The 15964-nt window shown below is 62.0% G+C and carries 9 protein-coding genes; all 9 read right to left on the bottom strand.

Annotated features, from left to right (window positions below; genetic code table 11):
* Nucleotides 1-8097: hypothetical protein (locus EOM25_04410; GenBank protein NCC24435.1), on the bottom strand; the 8097-nt coding region annotated here is incomplete at its 3' end.
* 60 nt (nt 8098-8157) lie between these two features.
* Nucleotides 8158-10389 carry a hypothetical protein gene (locus tag EOM25_04405; protein ID NCC24434.1) on the bottom strand — a complete coding sequence of 744 codons (2232 nt, stop codon included), beginning with the start codon at nt 10387-10389 and terminating at the stop codon, nt 8158-8160.
* Nucleotides 10390-10392: 3 nt separating this feature from the next.
* On the bottom strand, nt 10393-11175 hold the full coding sequence (locus EOM25_04400; protein NCC24433.1) for a hypothetical protein: 783 nt from the start codon (nt 11173-11175) through the stop codon (nt 10393-10395).
* A 2-nt stretch (nt 11176-11177) separates the two neighbouring features.
* On the bottom strand, nt 11178-12011 hold the full coding sequence (locus EOM25_04395) for a hypothetical protein (protein NCC24432.1): 834 nt from the start codon (nt 12009-12011) through the stop codon (nt 11178-11180).
* Entirely contained in the window at nt 12001-12507 is a 507-nt protein-coding gene (locus EOM25_04390) for a hypothetical protein (GenBank protein ID NCC24431.1), read from the bottom strand. Before EOM25_04390 ends, EOM25_04395 begins: the two co-directional genes overlap by 11 nt.
* Complete coding sequence (locus EOM25_04385; GenBank protein ID NCC24430.1) at nt 12500-13060, bottom strand: hypothetical protein; 561 nt, start codon at nt 13058-13060, stop codon at nt 12500-12502. Before EOM25_04385 ends, EOM25_04390 begins: the two co-directional genes overlap by 8 nt.
* Nucleotides 13061-13069: 9 nt before the next feature.
* The gene (locus EOM25_04380) at nt 13070-13501 is read right to left on the bottom strand and encodes a hypothetical protein (GenBank protein ID NCC24429.1); all 432 of its coding nucleotides are present in this window, start codon (nt 13499-13501) and stop codon (nt 13070-13072) included.
* Nucleotides 13502-15073, bottom strand: coding sequence for a hypothetical protein (locus tag EOM25_04375; GenBank protein ID NCC24428.1), 1572 nt, complete (start codon nt 15071-15073; stop codon nt 13502-13504). It abuts the gene before it with no gap.
* Complete coding sequence (locus EOM25_04370; GenBank protein NCC24427.1) at nt 15073-15963, bottom strand: hypothetical protein; 891 nt, start codon at nt 15961-15963, stop codon at nt 15073-15075. Before EOM25_04370 ends, EOM25_04375 begins: the two co-directional genes overlap by 1 nt.
* Nucleotide 15964: the final 1 nt, after the last annotated feature.

Here is a 15964-nt window from a genome sequence, read left to right as displayed (position 1 = left end):
CTGGACTGCCCACTTTCCGAGACCCATCGGTTCCGCATTCCCGGCGGGGTCTTCCAGACCCATTGTTTCCAAGGGGCCGGAGAACAGACGGGCCGCACTGTACCCGGCAATGTCCCCCAGCTTCCCTAGGTTGGTCCAGGGGTCGGCGGTCTTCTCCTTGCTGTAGATCGGCTGATCCCATCCCCGGAAGAGGGCAGCGTTGTTGGTCGCCATCTCCATGCCTACCTTGGTAGGGAAGGGGAGGGTGGGGTTCATCAGGGCTACCTTCAGAACCCGGGGCACGTCCCCCTGCATACCCGGAGCTACCGAATTGAACAGGTCTCGGTACATCCCCTGGAAGGGCCATGCAATGGCTCTTTCCCCTATCTGGATCCGGTAGCGCATGTCCGGGTCGGGGTGGTTGAAGGTGGGGTTTCCCGTAACGATGGTGTTGAACACCTGCAAGGAAGCCCAGGAGGCGGCTACCCCGTAGGCCAGCGTTGTTTCCCACCGACTGCGAACGTAGTTCCGAAAAGCCGGGGATTCCTCCCCGTAACGGGCAGCGCGACCCCAGGGCATGTTCTCCCCGGGGGCAGCGCCGGTTTTGGCGTCCAGGTAGTTCTGTCCCCCCTCCATGACCCGATCCAGGGGAGCGAGGAGAGCGTTGACCTTCGCCCGGTACCATCCCGGGGCGGCTGCTCCAATAGGTCCGACCATCCCCATCGGGCTGTAGACGAGCTTCCTCCAGACGGAGGGATCCGCAGACTGGGAAACCGTCCCACAAAGGGTGTTCACGTACTCTGCGGCTGCGCTCTTGCACATCCGCATCGCCGCTGCCGGGGTGTGGCCCTCCGCAATCAGCTTCTGCCCCATGTCCTTCCAGTTCATGGCGGTCCAGTAGTGGTAGCCGGCGAGCATCGAATGCTTGATCGGGTTGAACACGCTGTAGTTGTTGGCCCAGTAGTCGAGGTTCAGACCCCCGTTGACCAGCAGTTTGAGGGCAGCCTCACTCCTCTCCGTCCCGGTGCCTTCCCCGAGGAGTTGGCGGGCATCCCGGGTGCGGTTCCAGAATTCCCCGACGGACTCGTCCTTTTTCACCAGTTCCGAGAAAATCTTCCCCGCCCGGGTTTCGTTGGCGGCCCGGTAGCCCATCTCTTCTTCCACCAGGGAAATGGCCGTCTCGGAGGCGGATCTGGTCCACTGATCCCAGGTGTTGAAGTTGGCCCCATGTAGTTGGGCGTCCAAGAACATCCGGGGTCCGAGTTCGGAGGCGGCCATCCTCTCGCCAGCAGCCCCCATTCCCATCGCCTCGAACGGGGACTTGAGAATCAGCTTCCCGGCTTCGGCAATGGAGTACCGGCCGGAACTCATGCCCATCAGGGCATCCGCCCCCAGTCCGATCCAGAAGTCGGTCAGGATGTTGGCAGCATGGGCCCCAGGAGCCCCGATCAGTTGGCCTGACCGGAGCAGTTCACCAACGTCCTGAAGGATCTTACCGAAGTCCCCGCCCACCAGGGAATCCGAGGCGAGGAAGCGGTCGTTGATCAGTTCGGCTACGTCGGCGTGGATGTAGAGGTCTCCGGCCAGAACCTCGGTTCCCCCAAACTTGATCCTGGTGTTGGGGTCCATCCCGAAGTTCGCAGTCGAGAAGGTAACATAGTTGGACAGCTTCCCTTCCGCCATCCCAGGCCCCTCCACCCTCGCCCGCAGGGAAGGAACCGCCGGGAGCCCCACAGGTCCCCCCATGCTGGCCACAGGCTTCCCTGTGACCGGGTGCAGACTGTTCTGGGAAGGGGAGTACTCCACGATGGAGTAGGGCCGACCGGTTTCGGGGTTGATAGCCTTCATCCCGGGGACGTGCACCGAGGCCAGATCCTTCAGGAGCTGCCGGGTGGAGTCCGCAGCATAGGCCGCCTTGATGTGGTTTTGGATGATCACCGCAGGGTCCGTGATCGGGTTCTTCAGCCCGAGGTGGATGGTCAACAGGTTGATCGCTTTGCGGCCGCCCTCCGTCATGGGATCGATCCCCAGGATCTTACCCCGTTCCCCGATGTCCGCATTCAGGAAGTAGGTCTCCCTTTCAGCAGCATCCTTGAGAGGAGTTGTGACCCCCTTCCAGCCCTCCCCGGAAAGCAGCTTGGTCAGGGCCTTGTTGTAAACCACCCGGGCTTCAGCCAAGGTGGGGATGGTCCGCATGAACTCGGAGGCCAACCGGGTGAAGGGAACCTTGTTCTTCGGGTCCAGACTGACACTCTTGAAGATTTGCCGCATGGTCGGGTAGGTGTGGAAGACGACGTTATCCCGGAAGAAGGTCCCCATTTCCGGGGAGTTGATCTTCAGCTTCTCCCACTCTTGAGCCAGCCGGAAGTAGGTCCCGAAGGAGTCACGAAGTTCCGGGTAGTCCTGGAGCAAAGAGCGCATGGCTCCGGAGTCGGTGCTCAGGGATTCCAACGCATCCACCATTCGCTCCCGGAGGGGGAGAGGAATGTCCACTCCAGAGTACTCGTCTCCGCCGAAGAACTTGGCGGTCTTCGAGACCCCCTTCTTCTGCAGACCCAGAGCATCGATCACGGACTTGCGGAATTGAGCCCCAACATGGTCGGAAACCCTGCGGGCAGCGGCCGTCTTGTGGGCCCAGATCGAAAGGGTGTTGAAGCCCCGCATCATCATGCCGCCGATGGTTTTCGGGCTTCTCTCGTGGAGGGTTTCCAGGTCGTAGCGCAGATGTGCGAACTGGTCCCCCATCATCTTCAGGTCGGCAACCAGGGAGTTGGCCTCCTTGGAGATCCCGGGGTCGTCCGGAATCCCATCCCCGGTGATCTCGAACAGTTTCCTGTAGGACTTCAAGGAAGGGATCTCCGCCTCCAAGAAATCCTGGGTCAGTTTGTGGAACTCTTCCTCCAACATCCTGGCCTGCTTTTCCGGCCGAAGTTGGGAGAACTGCTCGTTGGCGGCGGCCAGGGGATCAAAGGTTGTCTCCCCTTCCCGCCACTGGACTTTAGACCCGGGCCCCCGAGAGTTCACCTCGTTGAGGATGTACTCCTCAATCTCCTTCAGGGTCTGCCCTCCTTCCGGGGTCTTCAGGAGTTCTTCCCGGGTAGTCCCCATCTGCCCTAGAGCATCATCCGTCCAGGACCGCAGAGTCTGCCGGGGGGACTCCACTCCGGGCTGAGGGGGAAGATCCATGACGTTGCCGGAGTCGGGGATCGCTTCAGTTACCGCCCTCCTCCGGGGGAAGAAATAGTCCCGGGTGTTGGGCCGAGTCCGGGCATCCAACACCCCTTTGATGTGGGAATGGAGGTCTTTCTTGGGGATCCATGCCTGAACCAGCTCGCCCGCCGCCCTTCGGGCAGCAAGCCGGTCGGCCCCCGCCAGGGCCTCCAGTTCCCCATTCGCGGTTCTCCGGAGGATGATCGGGTCGTTTTTCTCCACGGCTCGTAGCGGAGCCGGAGAATCCCCTACCCCCTTGGGGGTCGGTACCCAATCCTCGGGAAGATCCTGCAGGAGAACATAATCCTTGTTGTTGTGGATCTCCTCGGTGGTCGCCTTGTAAGGGCCACTCTCAGTCTCCCGGAACTGGCGCACCCTCTCTTGGGCCGCCGAAAACCTCTTCTTCCGGTCCTGGGTGAACGCCTTCTCCTCTTCGTTCCAGCGGGCTTTCGCCCGACGCCACGCCTTCCATTCCTCGGTCGGGGCTCCCTTTACCGGGCGGAGAGGCTTGCTCTCCTTCAAGCGGGCCCTCCCGGAGCGGATTTCGGCCTTGGTCATCCCGTAAGAAGAAGGGGCTTTTGGTAGTTTATTCGCCCTTCTGTACTTGTTCGCCACCACGCTGGCGGGGACGGTTTTCCTCTCCAGCAGACCCTTTACTTCCTTCAAGCCCCCCTTGAAACCGGCAGCCTGGACCTCCTCGTCCATCCCCCGGACGATCTCCTCTTTCAACCCCTGAACAATCGACTTCCGAGGGGCTCCGGGATCCGAAACCCGGTCCAGAAGCTGTACCCGATCCAGTTCCGTCTTCAGGGTCTTCTGTTGGAGTTCCAACCTGTGAATGTCCGCAATCCGGTCCCGGATGAAGTCGTTGTCCCCCGGGGCGTCCCCGGCGGCTTCCGCCTGCTTCTCGGCCGCTTCCAGCTTCTTGGCGTACTCCGGGTCCGTAAATTCCTTGGACTTCGGAGGCTTGGACCCCTTGGCCAAACGGTGCTCGGTAGCCAACCGCAACCGCTCTCCCCGGATGGCGTCCACATTCCCCTTGATTTCCAGGTCCAGAGCATCCAGGGTGTTCTGCAACCGAGCCGAAACGGAGCCGGTCTCGGACTCCAGCATCGAGCGCATGTAGCGAAGGGTGTGGAAGTGGAGAGGGGCAGCGACCGGATCATTCACAAGCCCGGCATTCAGGATGGACTGGAGGCCCTCCTCGAACTCCTGGGCTCGAACAACAGCTTCCGGGTCCAACCCCTCCAGGGCCTTATCCCGCTGATAAGCCAACACGAACTCGTCCTGGCTTCGCAAGGCATACGCTGCTCGGTGCTCTGCCGGGATTTCATTAGGGACAGGGCTGAATTCCGAGAGCCGGGGGGAGGTAGGGATCGATCCTGATTCGAACGCCTTGGCGAATGCCCGAACCCGGGAGGCAGTCCACTCGAAGACCTCGGCATGTTTTTCCAGTTCCGCCCGGTTGGCGAACGCCGGATCCTGAGCGAAGGAGTCCATTTGGGTCTGAAGTTGGGAGAGCATTTCCTGCTCCCCCAGGTACCCCCGCACGTCCCCCTCGGAAACAGCGTTGTCCCGCTGGAAGTTGGCCATGCCCTCCGCGTAGTCTTTCTTGGCCTTCCGGAGGCCCGCGAGGAATTCACTGTGGTCCTTGAACCCCAAAGTCTGCCCGAAGGTGTTCAGCCACTCGTTCTGCGCCTGAATGGACTTTTGGGCCTCCTCCCCTCCCTTGTTCATGCCCCGGCGGGCCTGCATCCATGCGGATTCCGCCCCCGCCCACAGGGCTTGGTTTTCTTCCAGGGCGCGGAAGGCTTCCGCCGCCTGCGGGAGCAGAGGGTTTACCTGCTCCATGTGCTCGATGTTGGCCTGAGACGTTCCCAGGGCTTTCTGCACTTCTTCCGCCCGGGTTGTGACCCTCTGGACCGACTCCCGGATGATGCGGGCGTTGAAGTCCAACTGATCGGCATGGAGACCCGAGGCTCGAGAGGTCGCTGCCCGGGAAGCATCCCTGCGGATGGCCGACTGGACCTCCAGGTTCTCAAGCGCCACCCCGAGCACCCTCTCGGTGAACCAGCCCTTCTTGGTCCCGGGGAGGCTGTCCAAGGCATGAACTACCCCGAGAATGGACTTGCCGACCGCGTGTCTTCCCTCCCAGCGAGAAAACGCCCGCAGGGTGTTGACTCCCAGGTTGGCAGACATGTCCACCACGGGACGGGCGAGAGTGGACGCCCCCAGCCCGAGGACCGGAACCCCCAGCCCGAACGCAGACCCCGCCAAGTAGCCCATGATCCCCGCGCCGATGGCGTCGGCCGCAGCCTCTTGGGGGTTCTTGCCCTCCAGGACGGAGAGACCACCGACTTCCGCCATCATCTGACCCGCGTTGATCGACCCCCAGATGGACATCTCCTCAAAGAAGTTCTGGCCCATTTTGTTGGCGAAATTGCGAACCCCAGGAATCCGGGCCAGCACCTTATAGGTCCCGGTGCCCCCCAATCCGAGGACCGAATTCACGCCGGTGAACTCTGTGATCTTCCCGCCTTCCGGGCGACCCATCAGGCCCCCCATGATGCTACTTCCGGGCTCGTCCTTACCCCTGAATCTTCGCTTCGCCTGCTCCAGGACTTTCCGGGTAGCTGGCTGTACGACTTCCTCGAACTCGGCCGCCCGGTCTACAACCCCGGCGGGGGAGGGTCCAATCCGAGGTGCCTTTTTCCGCATCGCCTGTGCAATGAACTCGGATTCCCGCTCTCGTCTCGCCAATCCCCGGGTAGCACCCACGGCAGGCCCCAGAGCCTGAGCCATGACCTCCATGCCGGCGAGATAAGGAAGTTCCGAAGCAAAAACCGCAGCCTTCGCTTCCAGGGTTCCCCCGCTCCCGAAAATGGGGGCATCCGTCGGGGCCCACAACCATTCCAGAAGCCCTGCGTCTTCGTTGATGTTCAGGACGTTGCGGGCCTCCCGCTTGATCCTCTCGTGGCGGCCGGACTTCTCCGGCTGAAGCAGTTTCAGGAAATGCTCCGCCAAGCCTTGGTTGGCCCAATCTGGAATGTCCTCCCCGGTAGCCTCCCGAACTGCCCGACTGCCCAGCCTACCCATAGCCCCGGGAATATCCGCAGGGTTTGTGAGGACCTCCTTCAAGGCGGTTCCGAGCCCCAACCCGGGAACCTGCTCTTCGGATCCAAACATGTGGGCCCACAGGGTTTTCGCCCCGAGGACTCCCCCCACAACACCCCGGAGGAAGGTCTTTCCGACCTCCCCCACATCCAAAGCCTGCTCCCCGGCCCACTGGCCCCAGGTCTGACCCTCGGCTTTGAACTGCATCGGACCAAGAAGGGGGACGTCGGGGGAAACAGCAGGAATCCCCGCCTCGGCCTGCACCGGCTTCAAACCACCCGTCTTGCCGGCAGCAAGGGTGAAGCCCGGAGGGAAGACCTTCCCGGAACCTGTTACCAACTGCCCGTTGCCATTGTAGAAGTACTTGGTTCCATCGTCCCCCTCTCCGGCCGGTTGCATCGGCTGTCCGTTCTCCTGGGGGGCAAACAGACGCTGCATCTCGTCCATGATGTTCCCAGGGCCGCTCGGAGCCCCCAGCGGAGCATCCCCGGTAGGGGCTCCACCTTGAGCCAACTGCGGGCCCGGAGGGGTGGCCCCTTGGGGTCCCCCGGGAGGAACCCAACCAGGGGTCTGATCCGGATCCTGCCCCAGGGACTCAAACAGGCCCTGGTAGGGGTTGTCCTCCCCGAGGAACGACATGAGGTAGGATCCCCAGACCCGGGCCTGCTCCCTGACCTTCCCCTGCACCACCCGGGTGGATTCCCCCTCTTCAGGGAGTTTGGCTTTCGGGCCGGGAGCCCTGCCGGAAATCCAGGTCATGGCCGTGTCCCGGGAAGTCCCCATGATGTTGGACACGTAGGAAAGGGTTTCGTTGCTCCATGCCGAGGGGTCCCCGCTGGAGGGGAAGAACCCCTTCTCCGTGGCGTAGTCCACGGCCCCGGGCCCCCCATTGTAGGCGGCCAGGGCTTGGGCCCAGTTCCCGTCGTACTGCCGCAAGAGCCCCTGCATGAACTCCAGGGAAGCCCGAATCTGCACCGCAGGGCTCTTCCGGTACTCCTCCGGGGTGGCCCCAATCTTCAGCAGCAGGGGAGCAAGGTTCCCGGGCATGATCTGTCCGATTCCGAGAGCCCCGACCGGGGACACCGCCTCTGGGTTGAAGCCACTCTCCTGATTCCACATCCGGAGCAGCATGGACTGATCCCTTTGGTTGAACCCCTCCTGGGCCGCCAGACTCTGGGCGAGATGTCGGGGGGTGCCCAGGTAGTTGTCCCCCTGCTTGAAGCGACGCATCCGAGGATCGTCGTCCTTCCAGACCCGCTCGGAAGCCCCCTCGGGGAGTCCCGGTTGGAAGGTGAAATGCCACGGTTCATGGGACAGAGGACGGGCAAAGCCGAACTCCTCCAGAAGCTCGGCTGCAGCGTCGTCTACGTCGAGATCAAAACTCCACCCCTTCTCGTGGTTGGAGTGCCCGGGGGCCGCCGCCCTCCCGGGACCATACTTGGCAAACAGGGCCGCCTGATCTTCCTTGGTTCGGAACCCTGAGTTGATGGCATACCCAAGTCCTTTTTCCTTCAGGGTGTTGAACGCCTTCTGAAGGTTTTCGGCCGCCCAGAAATGCCCCTTGAACCCGGTATCCCCGATCTCCACAATGGGGTTGTTGTCGGGGGGAGGGGCAGGCATCTTCGGGGCGGAAGGGACCTCCGGCTGAAGGGCCTGCACCCCTTGGGACATCAACGCTGTAAAAGGATTGGCGCTGATCGCCAAATCCACAGCCATGCTGCCCGCCTTCCCTGCAAGCGCAGAGAAGGGGTTGGCCTCCGGCTGTTGGGCTTCAGGTTCCGGGAAGAGCGACATACTTTTCCAACTCCAGTCAGAGGCGATTATCTCCCCTTCGAAAAAGCAGCCGAAACTCCTCTAGGGGGACTTGGGGGTCGGCTTCTTCCCCGTACCCGCAGGCTGGGCTTTCCGGTTCTTCTTCTTCCAATCCCGGGATCGCTCCTCGATCCTGGAACGCAGGTAGCCCCAATACTCGACTACCTGGGTTTGATCCTGGATGTAGGCGGAAATCCCGTAACCCCCACCCCCCAGGGGTGTGGTCATGAACTGCTCGAAGGAAGGAGGTGCCGCTCTAGGATCCCATTTTCCGGCCAGATCGTCCAGGGCCTTCATGACCTTCCCTGGATCCGCAAGGGAGTCCGCGATCCTCTGGTGGGAGGTGCGGTTCCCAATCAGTTCGTCGATCTGGGCGTTGATCGTCAACACCGTCTGTCCCGCCTGTGTGGTAGGGTCCGCAGCCCGGGCGGCCTCGGTCAGGGAGGTTCGGGCCTGCTCGTACAAAGTTCGGAGCCCGGGCTGTTTAGTACCGTCGGGTCGGACAAAATCATCCAAACCATCCCCGGCTTGCGCCTGCCAATCGGAGGCGGATTTGCGCTCCTGCAGCAGGCGATCCCGCTCCATCATCATGGCCCACTTTGAGTCCCCAACCCCGGAAGGGGGCTTGTTGGGGTCCGGATTCGGAGGGGTGGGGGGAAGATGGGCGTACTCCTGTAGTTTCTTGTCGATTTCCCCGATTTGCTTCCCAAAGTCGGAAATCGACCTTTCCCGCTCCCGGATCTGACTGGCGTAGGTGGACACCAGACTTAAGTGCTGTTTCACGGCGGCGGGCACCCCCGGGGCTCCTGCCTGCTTCAACAGCGCATTGATCTGGTCGTTGGTCTTCGCCACCCGATCAAAGGCTTTCTGGGATGCCTCCTGCCCCATCTTCGAACGATCCAGACCCAGCCGGTCCCGGGCCACTCCGATCTCTTCTCGCTTCACTCCAAGCGTCATGCCCGTGGTCTGAAGTTGGGTTGCTGAGCGGAGTTGCTCCCTCTGCAGGCCAGCCTCGGCTGTATGTACCTGCCCGGCATACTGAAGACGAGCCTTCTCCATCCCAGCCGCCAGTTCCGCCCCTTTGATCTGCATGTCCATCAAAACCTTGGCTCCAGGTTGGTGGGCGCGGAGAAGCAGGGGATTGGTCTGGTAGTTGTGCAGAAACTCCCCCAGCACTTCAGGACCCCAGTCCGGCTTTCCGTTGGCCTGGAAGAACTCCGCCAGTCGGGCCTGGGCCAGAAGATCCCCAGACCCGGGAAGGGGGACTCCCAGTTTCTCGAACTGGGATTGCATGTGGGTGGAGTAGTCCTGATCGTTCATCTGGGCCAGGATGATCTGGTCCATAGGTACCGCTTCACCGTCCTGCACCGCCCGGAAGATGGCCGCAATGGGGGCCAGCCGGGCCGGAGACAGTCTCTGAAGGACTTCCTTGGATCGGTAGACCGAATCCACGGCTGCGTTCAGGGTAGGGTTGCTGTACGCCTCGGAGAGGGGAAGAACGTCGTCCGGCTGGAGAGGCGGAGCCCCTTGGGGGTGGTTGTTGATCTGCTCCACCGAGGCCAAAGGTCTCTGAGGCGCAGCCACAGGTCCGAAGGGGGTTCGGATGAAGGGCTCAGGAGCCGGGGGCGGGGGGCCCATGCTGGGATCAAAGGGAGGAGTTTGAGGAGGCGGGGCGGACGCAGGAGGGCCCCCAGGAGCCTCCGCAGGGGCAGGAGGGGGCGCAGCCCCACTTCCGGGCGGGGACGCCGCCGGAAGGGTCTCCTGGGGCGGCTGGCTGGGTCCTGTCGGAGGGTAGGACGCCGCACTCTGCCCGGGGAGAAGATCCCCCATCCCTGCGTTCAGGTAGGAAGCCGTCTCCGTCTCGCTGATCATGGACGAGGCGTCCAGCATCCCCCAGAACTCCTGGGGGAGACGCTCCTTCTCCAGGTCCATAGCCTGTTTGCGGTTTCCCGGGGAGGTTTTGGATACTCGTTCCCGGGCCTCGTTCGCCTGCTTGTACCAGTGTTCCCTCTCCGTCTGCGGGATCCGGGAGCGGGTTGCCTCGGCCGTGGCCTTTTGTGCGTCCGCCGTAGCCCGGTACTGTTCCGCCAGGGCTTCCTTGGTCGGGTCCTCCGTAACCATCTCCTTGATCCCGCCGGCCAACTCAACAGCCGACTTCAAATTGGAGAACAGGCCTCCGATGAAGCCCTGCGGAGCCCTCTGATCGTAGATGACCTGGGGATTGACAACCTTGGGTCCACCCCCCTGGAACTGGTTTCCGGGTTGGACAGGCATGGCTTACCCCCAAGAATTGTTGAAGTAGGGATTGAAGGACATGGGCGGCCCTGCCGGGGCCGGGGCTCCCTGGGGCAGCATAGGTGCAGACCCTCCCGGAACCCAACCAGGGGCTTGCCCTTGCTCCTGCTGGCGCACCGCTTGGCTGACCAGGGCGTCCAACTGCTGCGTGGTGAACTGCATGGGCTGGTAAGAGGAGGTAGTCGGAGCGGAATTGATCGATTGAGTCTGCTGGGGATGGGCTGGGGCTTGCCGATCCGGGCGACTCTGTGCATAGTTCTGCAACCATACATAGGGGGGAGTTCCCGGGCGGAGAGCATCAGGTTGGGTTGCGGCAAACCCAAACAACTCGGAAAGCAGAGAGACGATGAAGGGGTTCTCCATCATCAATGCCTGCACCCGAGGATCTCCCCCTCCTCCGAAAGGTGTAGGGGCAGAAACCGGAGGCGCGGCGGGAGGTGCCCCCTCCTGCGCAGGCGGAGTTTGAGCCCCCACCTCCTCAACCTTGGGCTTCTCGATCTGGTTGGTTGCACCCCCTCCGGAAGTAGAGGCTTTGGATCCCTCCTTTCCGGAAGAAGGCAAGCCGCCACCCGCCCCGGTAGCCATACCGGTAGCCATCCCTGCGGCCTGTCCTATACCTTGGGAGCCGGTGAGCATCCCGGTCCCCTGAGCGGCCACGGCCGGCCAGTTTTGGAGCAGGACGTTGGCCAGAAGACCCAGGGCCGGGAGGATTCCGGACCCCGAAGGTTGCTGCTGGATAACCTGCGGCTGCATAGATCTGGGCATGGTTACTTACCCTTTCCGCCCCCTGTGGGCTGAGAGATGGTGGGGGCGATAAACGGGTAGGAGTTATACATGGAGGTGGGATACTGCATATCCCCGTACATCGCCTGGGTCATCATATTGTAGAGCCCAGAAGCCGCCTCCTGGGACTGCTGTCCTGCCTGCAGAGGAAGCTGGAATGTCGTCCCCAAAGTCCCGGCCGCCGTGTTCTGCCTCTGGGTCCCCATCTGCGACCCCATGTTCATCATGTTGGTGGCGAACTGGTTGGCGGCGTCCATCGACATAGCCCCCAGAGCCCCATGCATGGGGGCGTTCTCGAACTGGGCCTCGACCCGGTTCAAGGTCTGGTTCAGACCCCGCAAGCCCTGGTCCCCCGCCGAACGCATGAAGGACTGCTCCATCCCTGTGAGTCCCGGACCGTAAAGGTCGGACTGGAAGGCTGCAGCGTTGGGAAGAGCCATCCCTGCGGCAGTCCCCACCTGAGATGCAGCATTCATGGACCCCAGGTAAGGATCCCGAAACACGGAGGGGAGGAAGTTGGAGTATCCGGCCCCGGGAGCCGCCTGGGGGCTCAACATGGTCCAGGGATCGCTGCTGTAGGGGTGCTGATCCCCGGGGTTCCTGGGCTGCCCCATGTATTGGGTGGCGGGGTTGTTGGGGTAGCTGGGGTTGTCCCCGGTAGCGGGAGTAGGTCCAGCCGGGGCCGGGGCGGCGGGAGACGGATTCTGAGTCCCCTTCCCCGGGAAGTTTCCCTGCGCCCAGGACGGCCAGAACGACCCGGAGTTCCCCTTCCCATTTGCCGGGTGGGACCCGGCGAAAGTCCCGATGCTATCCGCCATTGGGGGCCTCCTGCGGGGTTCTCCGCCCCAATCCCGATTCGTTCCCGGAGGGCCGTCCGGGGGAGGTGTAGGCTTGGGTCCCAAACGAGGGGGCCCCTCCGGGAGGGCCGGGGTTCATGACCAAGGACCCCTTGTTCCCCATCCCGGGACCCATCCCGAAATTACCCTTGCCCGAGGGCTGGACTCCCGCCGAAGGCTGCATATAGGAGTTGACTTGCGAAGCGATCATCCCCTGGTTCCCGGAGTAGCCCGCCGGCTGGGGGATGGAGTTGAGTCCATAGGGGGAGTAGGCCGAGGAGTTGGTAAAGGTGGGGAGTTGCATCCCCGGAACCGAGTAGTTCTGCGCGAAGTCCATCATCCGATAGGGGGAGGACATGTAAGGAGCGGAGGCATGAAGCCTCCACTTCGAGTAGTCCTGCAGGAGATTTTCGTTGGGTAGTGGGTCACGAGAAGCCTGAATGACCTGGGGGTCTCCCCCTCCGCCTCCTTTACCCATGATCCACCTCCGAAACCAAAGATTTCCCGATCACGACTGACTGCTTTTCATACCCGAACTTCCGAGCGAAAGCCCCGAAATTCCCATCCAGACGGACGTTACCGTAGATGAACCGAGCCCCACCCCCGCCATCACTGCGCGGAAACGTAGCCCACTTTTCGATTCCTTCTGCAACCGCCATCCCGACCCGGCCGGGGATGTGGATTTTCCGGATCCGATCCTCGTCCCACACCCAGGGAAGGATGTACACCGAATGGATGAAGGCTTGCCTCGAAGACCGAAGTCCGGGGACCACCACCACAGGTTGATCTACCAGAAGAACAGCCGCCATCCCGACCAGTCTACCTTGCCAGCGACACAAGAGCAAACCAACCCTCTCCGGGAAAGTGAAGGAGTGGTGCAGGAAGGCTTTCAGGGATTGAGGATCCGCAGAGATGTAGTTGTGGGCTCGGGATCCCTCGAGGTACTCCCGCAAGCCCACAATGGCTTCCCAGTCTTCCACATCGGCCCTGTGGATCTCTACGTCCCTGGAGACGTGCACCACCATTCCCATTTCCGCCTCCTATGCATCAACCAGTGGCGTTCCTTGGACCTTCAACAGGACTTCCTCGGCTACGTCGGCCCACCCGAAGATGCTGTAGCCCCCGTCCCAGACTTCCTCTATTCCGTACATGTAGAGGGTTTCGTTGGGGCGCAGGGTGATCCTCCCCCACTGGTAGGCCAGGGCGTTGACTCCCCCGTAGGGTACATCCCGGAGGGTAACGATGCGGTCGTTCGTCTCGCTGGTGTTGTGGATCCGAAAGGAGGTGGCTACCCAGGTTTCCCCGAGAGGGACTGTGACCAGAGGAACCTCCCCGGAATCCCCGAGAGTCGCACGAAGGAGGATCCGGTTGGCGTGAACCGTGTACCGGACCCGATCCCGAAAAACTCCCCGCTCCCCGCCCGGTTCGGAGAACCTCCCCGTGGTGGCGAACCTCTGAATCAGATCGTCCATTTACTCCCTCGCGTCCCCTCTTGGGATGCCCCAGACCGTGATTCCGTCCACGGGCATGGGGTCCTTGATTCCGGGGGGCCAGTAGGCACCGACCTGAGCAAATCGGTAGGCTTGGGTCTTCCCTCCCCGGAAGGACTGCTCCCACGCCTGCGACATGTCGAAGTCCCCGAACTCCTGTGTCTCGGCGCACTCCACGGAAGCCACAGTAGGCCCGGTCCGGACGATTCCCGAGGCGGAGCCCCGAGGACCCTGCACCGAAATCTTCTGAAGGGAGACGGTCTCCGCTCCTTGCTTGGCCAGCAGTTCCACCCAATCAAAGGTCCTCGACCAGAAACTTGCGGAGAAGGAGTCTCCTCCGTCCCGCATTGGGGACTCGCCGGCCATGGAGTAGATTTTCCCGTCCCGGGAGGACACGAGCACTTCCACCTCGGAGGAGGAGGGGTAGAAAGTGGTAGCGTCTGTGATCCGAATCCTGGAGGAGGAGATTTCCCCCTCGGTCCAGGCGAACTTGTCCCGCAGGGAGCAGGCGAAAATCTTCCCACAAGTGGCTTCTTCGTTCTGCGGGACGAACAGCCAGTACACCCCCAGCACCGGATCAATCACAGCCGAAGACCTGTGGGCGAACTCCGAGTTTAGGAGTTCCGCCAGCCGAGGCCGGATGGCATCCCCGATGGCTTGGGGCTTTCCGCCCACGGGCTTGGCGTAGACGTTGTTGGGTCCCAGGAACACACACAACCCGTTCCAGGACTTCACGGTTTTCGAGGCGATACACCCGATTTCGAGGGACACCGGGAGGAACAGATAGAGGTTCACCCCCGAGTTGAACTCCCCGACGTAGACGGACCTCGGCTTGAAGGCCAGGATCTCCGTCCCGTCCAGGTAGTGGAGGGCCGTAACCTCCGTGTTGTCATGCATCAGGTCCTGGAACGAAGCGTTTTTGGCCTCCGGCTTCCTTCCTCCGTGATCCCAGGTTGTAGTGTCACTCTTGGAGCACCACCACACCCGCCAGGGTATCCGATCCCCGGTATAGGGGTCGATCCCGTTGGCCAGGAATACCCTGGACATGTTGGAGGCGATATGCGCCGGAGAGTCGGGGGGCTTCAGGTCGGGGTCGGGCTGCAAGGACTCCAGAGGGATCATGGGGCCAGATCCCGTCCACTGGTATACCTTGTCGTTCCCGGGACAGAGAAGCCACTCCCCCTTCAGCATGCAGGACTCCGGGGGGATGTCCTCCGCTCCCAAGAGGTCGGAAGCGATGGTTTCCCATTGGTCCCCATCATAGGCTAACACGGACACCTTGGAAGTTCCGGGATCGAGGGAGGTCCGGATCAGGAAGGTATCCCCACCTTGGGTGATCATGTGCGCGGCGTGGGTGCAAGGAAGGGAGGAGTCGGTGGGTACGTACTCGACGAGGGAGGGGCGCACCTGCACCCTTCCTTCGGAGATGAACACGTTGTTGGAGGCGAAAAGCCCCAGGTCAGCAATCCGGGGGGAGGGGACGTTGTTGAACTGTCCGGCCGCCAGACCCCAGATCGGGAAGGACACCACATCGGACAAGGAGGTCGGACGCATCAGTAGGTGTCCGAGTAGTAGGCCCCTCCGGGTCTACGCAGGTGGGCTCGATGGTCTCGACCTACAAGATCCTTCACCGACTCCCCGTAGGAAATGTCGGGAGTCTGTTGGAGTTCTCGGCGCTCGGAGTCCATCTTCATGGCCCCGATCAGACCGTAGTCCGGGTTGTCGGAGCGGGTGGACCCCTTTACCTTCCCGTAGAGCACTTCCTTGTGGAACTGATACAGGGCCATCTCCTGGAAGTACTCAGCGAAGTACATCATCCCCAAGTGGTACATTGCCCGGGGGTAGTAGGCCAGCAGCGAATTCGTGTAGGTGTTTCCGTGTCGATGCCACGGCGGGTATGCGAACTGAGCACTGATCGCCACCATGTATTCCTGATCCGGGATCGGGTGAAGCCTCAGTTTCGTCGAGTACCCATCCGTGACCGGGAAGATGCGGTTGGGGGTTCCCCGGTTGGAGAAATCGACAAAGGAGTGGAACAGATCCCCATTTACAACCTTCAGGTCCCGGAGAGGATGCCCGCCCACGTCGTAGACCTTGGCGTAGTTGATCTGGGAAAACTCCACAGGGAACCAGTTCTGATCCCTTTTGCCAAATCCCCGATCCCTCGCTGTGTAGTCCTGCACGTCGGGTGAGGTCTGGAACCATCCAGTGTCCATCCAGCCGTCTTGATCGGGGGAGGGGAGGGTCCCGGACAGGAAGCCTGCCGGAACCTCTCCCCCCGGCTCCGCCTTCAAGAACCAGTAGGGGTACTCGGCGGAGATCACCCGAAGTTCGTCGGTCACGTCCAGGATGAACTGGGCCTCCAGTTCGGGGGTAGACTTACCAAACCGGGTCTTCACCCGGTTGAACAGGTAGTCCAGGGTCCGAATGGGAGCCCATTCCATA

The organism is Deltaproteobacteria bacterium (genome assembly GCA_009929795.1).
Lineage (GTDB): Bacteria > Desulfobacterota > Desulfovibrionia > Desulfovibrionales > Desulfomicrobiaceae > RZZR01.
Note: the sequence above shows the minus strand (reverse complement) of the source record. Positions and strands in the feature narration are given on the sequence as shown.

Coding starts and splice junctions, on each gene's coding strand:
- EOM25_04390 (NCC24431.1), bottom strand. CDS start 12,507: ATGGGTAAAGGAGGCGGAGGGGGAGACCCCCAGGTCATTCAGGCTTCT.
- EOM25_04370 (NCC24427.1), bottom strand. CDS start 15,963: ATGGAATGGGCTCCCATTCGGACCCTGGACTACCTGTTCAACCGGGTG.
- EOM25_04380 (NCC24429.1), bottom strand. CDS start 13,501: ATGGACGATCTGATTCAGAGGTTCGCCACCACGGGGAGGTTCTCCGAA.
- EOM25_04400 (NCC24433.1), bottom strand. CDS start 11,175: ATGCCCAGATCTATGCAGCCGCAGGTTATCCAGCAGCAACCTTCGGGG.
- EOM25_04405 (NCC24434.1), bottom strand. CDS start 10,389: ATGCCTGTCCAACCCGGAAACCAGTTCCAGGGGGGTGGACCCAAGGTT.
- EOM25_04375 (NCC24428.1), bottom strand. CDS start 15,073: ATGCGTCCGACCTCCTTGTCCGATGTGGTGTCCTTCCCGATCTGGGGT.
- EOM25_04395 (NCC24432.1), bottom strand. CDS start 12,011: ATGGCGGATAGCATCGGGACTTTCGCCGGGTCCCACCCGGCAAATGGG.
- EOM25_04385 (NCC24430.1), bottom strand. CDS start 13,060: ATGGGAATGGTGGTGCACGTCTCCAGGGACGTAGAGATCCACAGGGCC.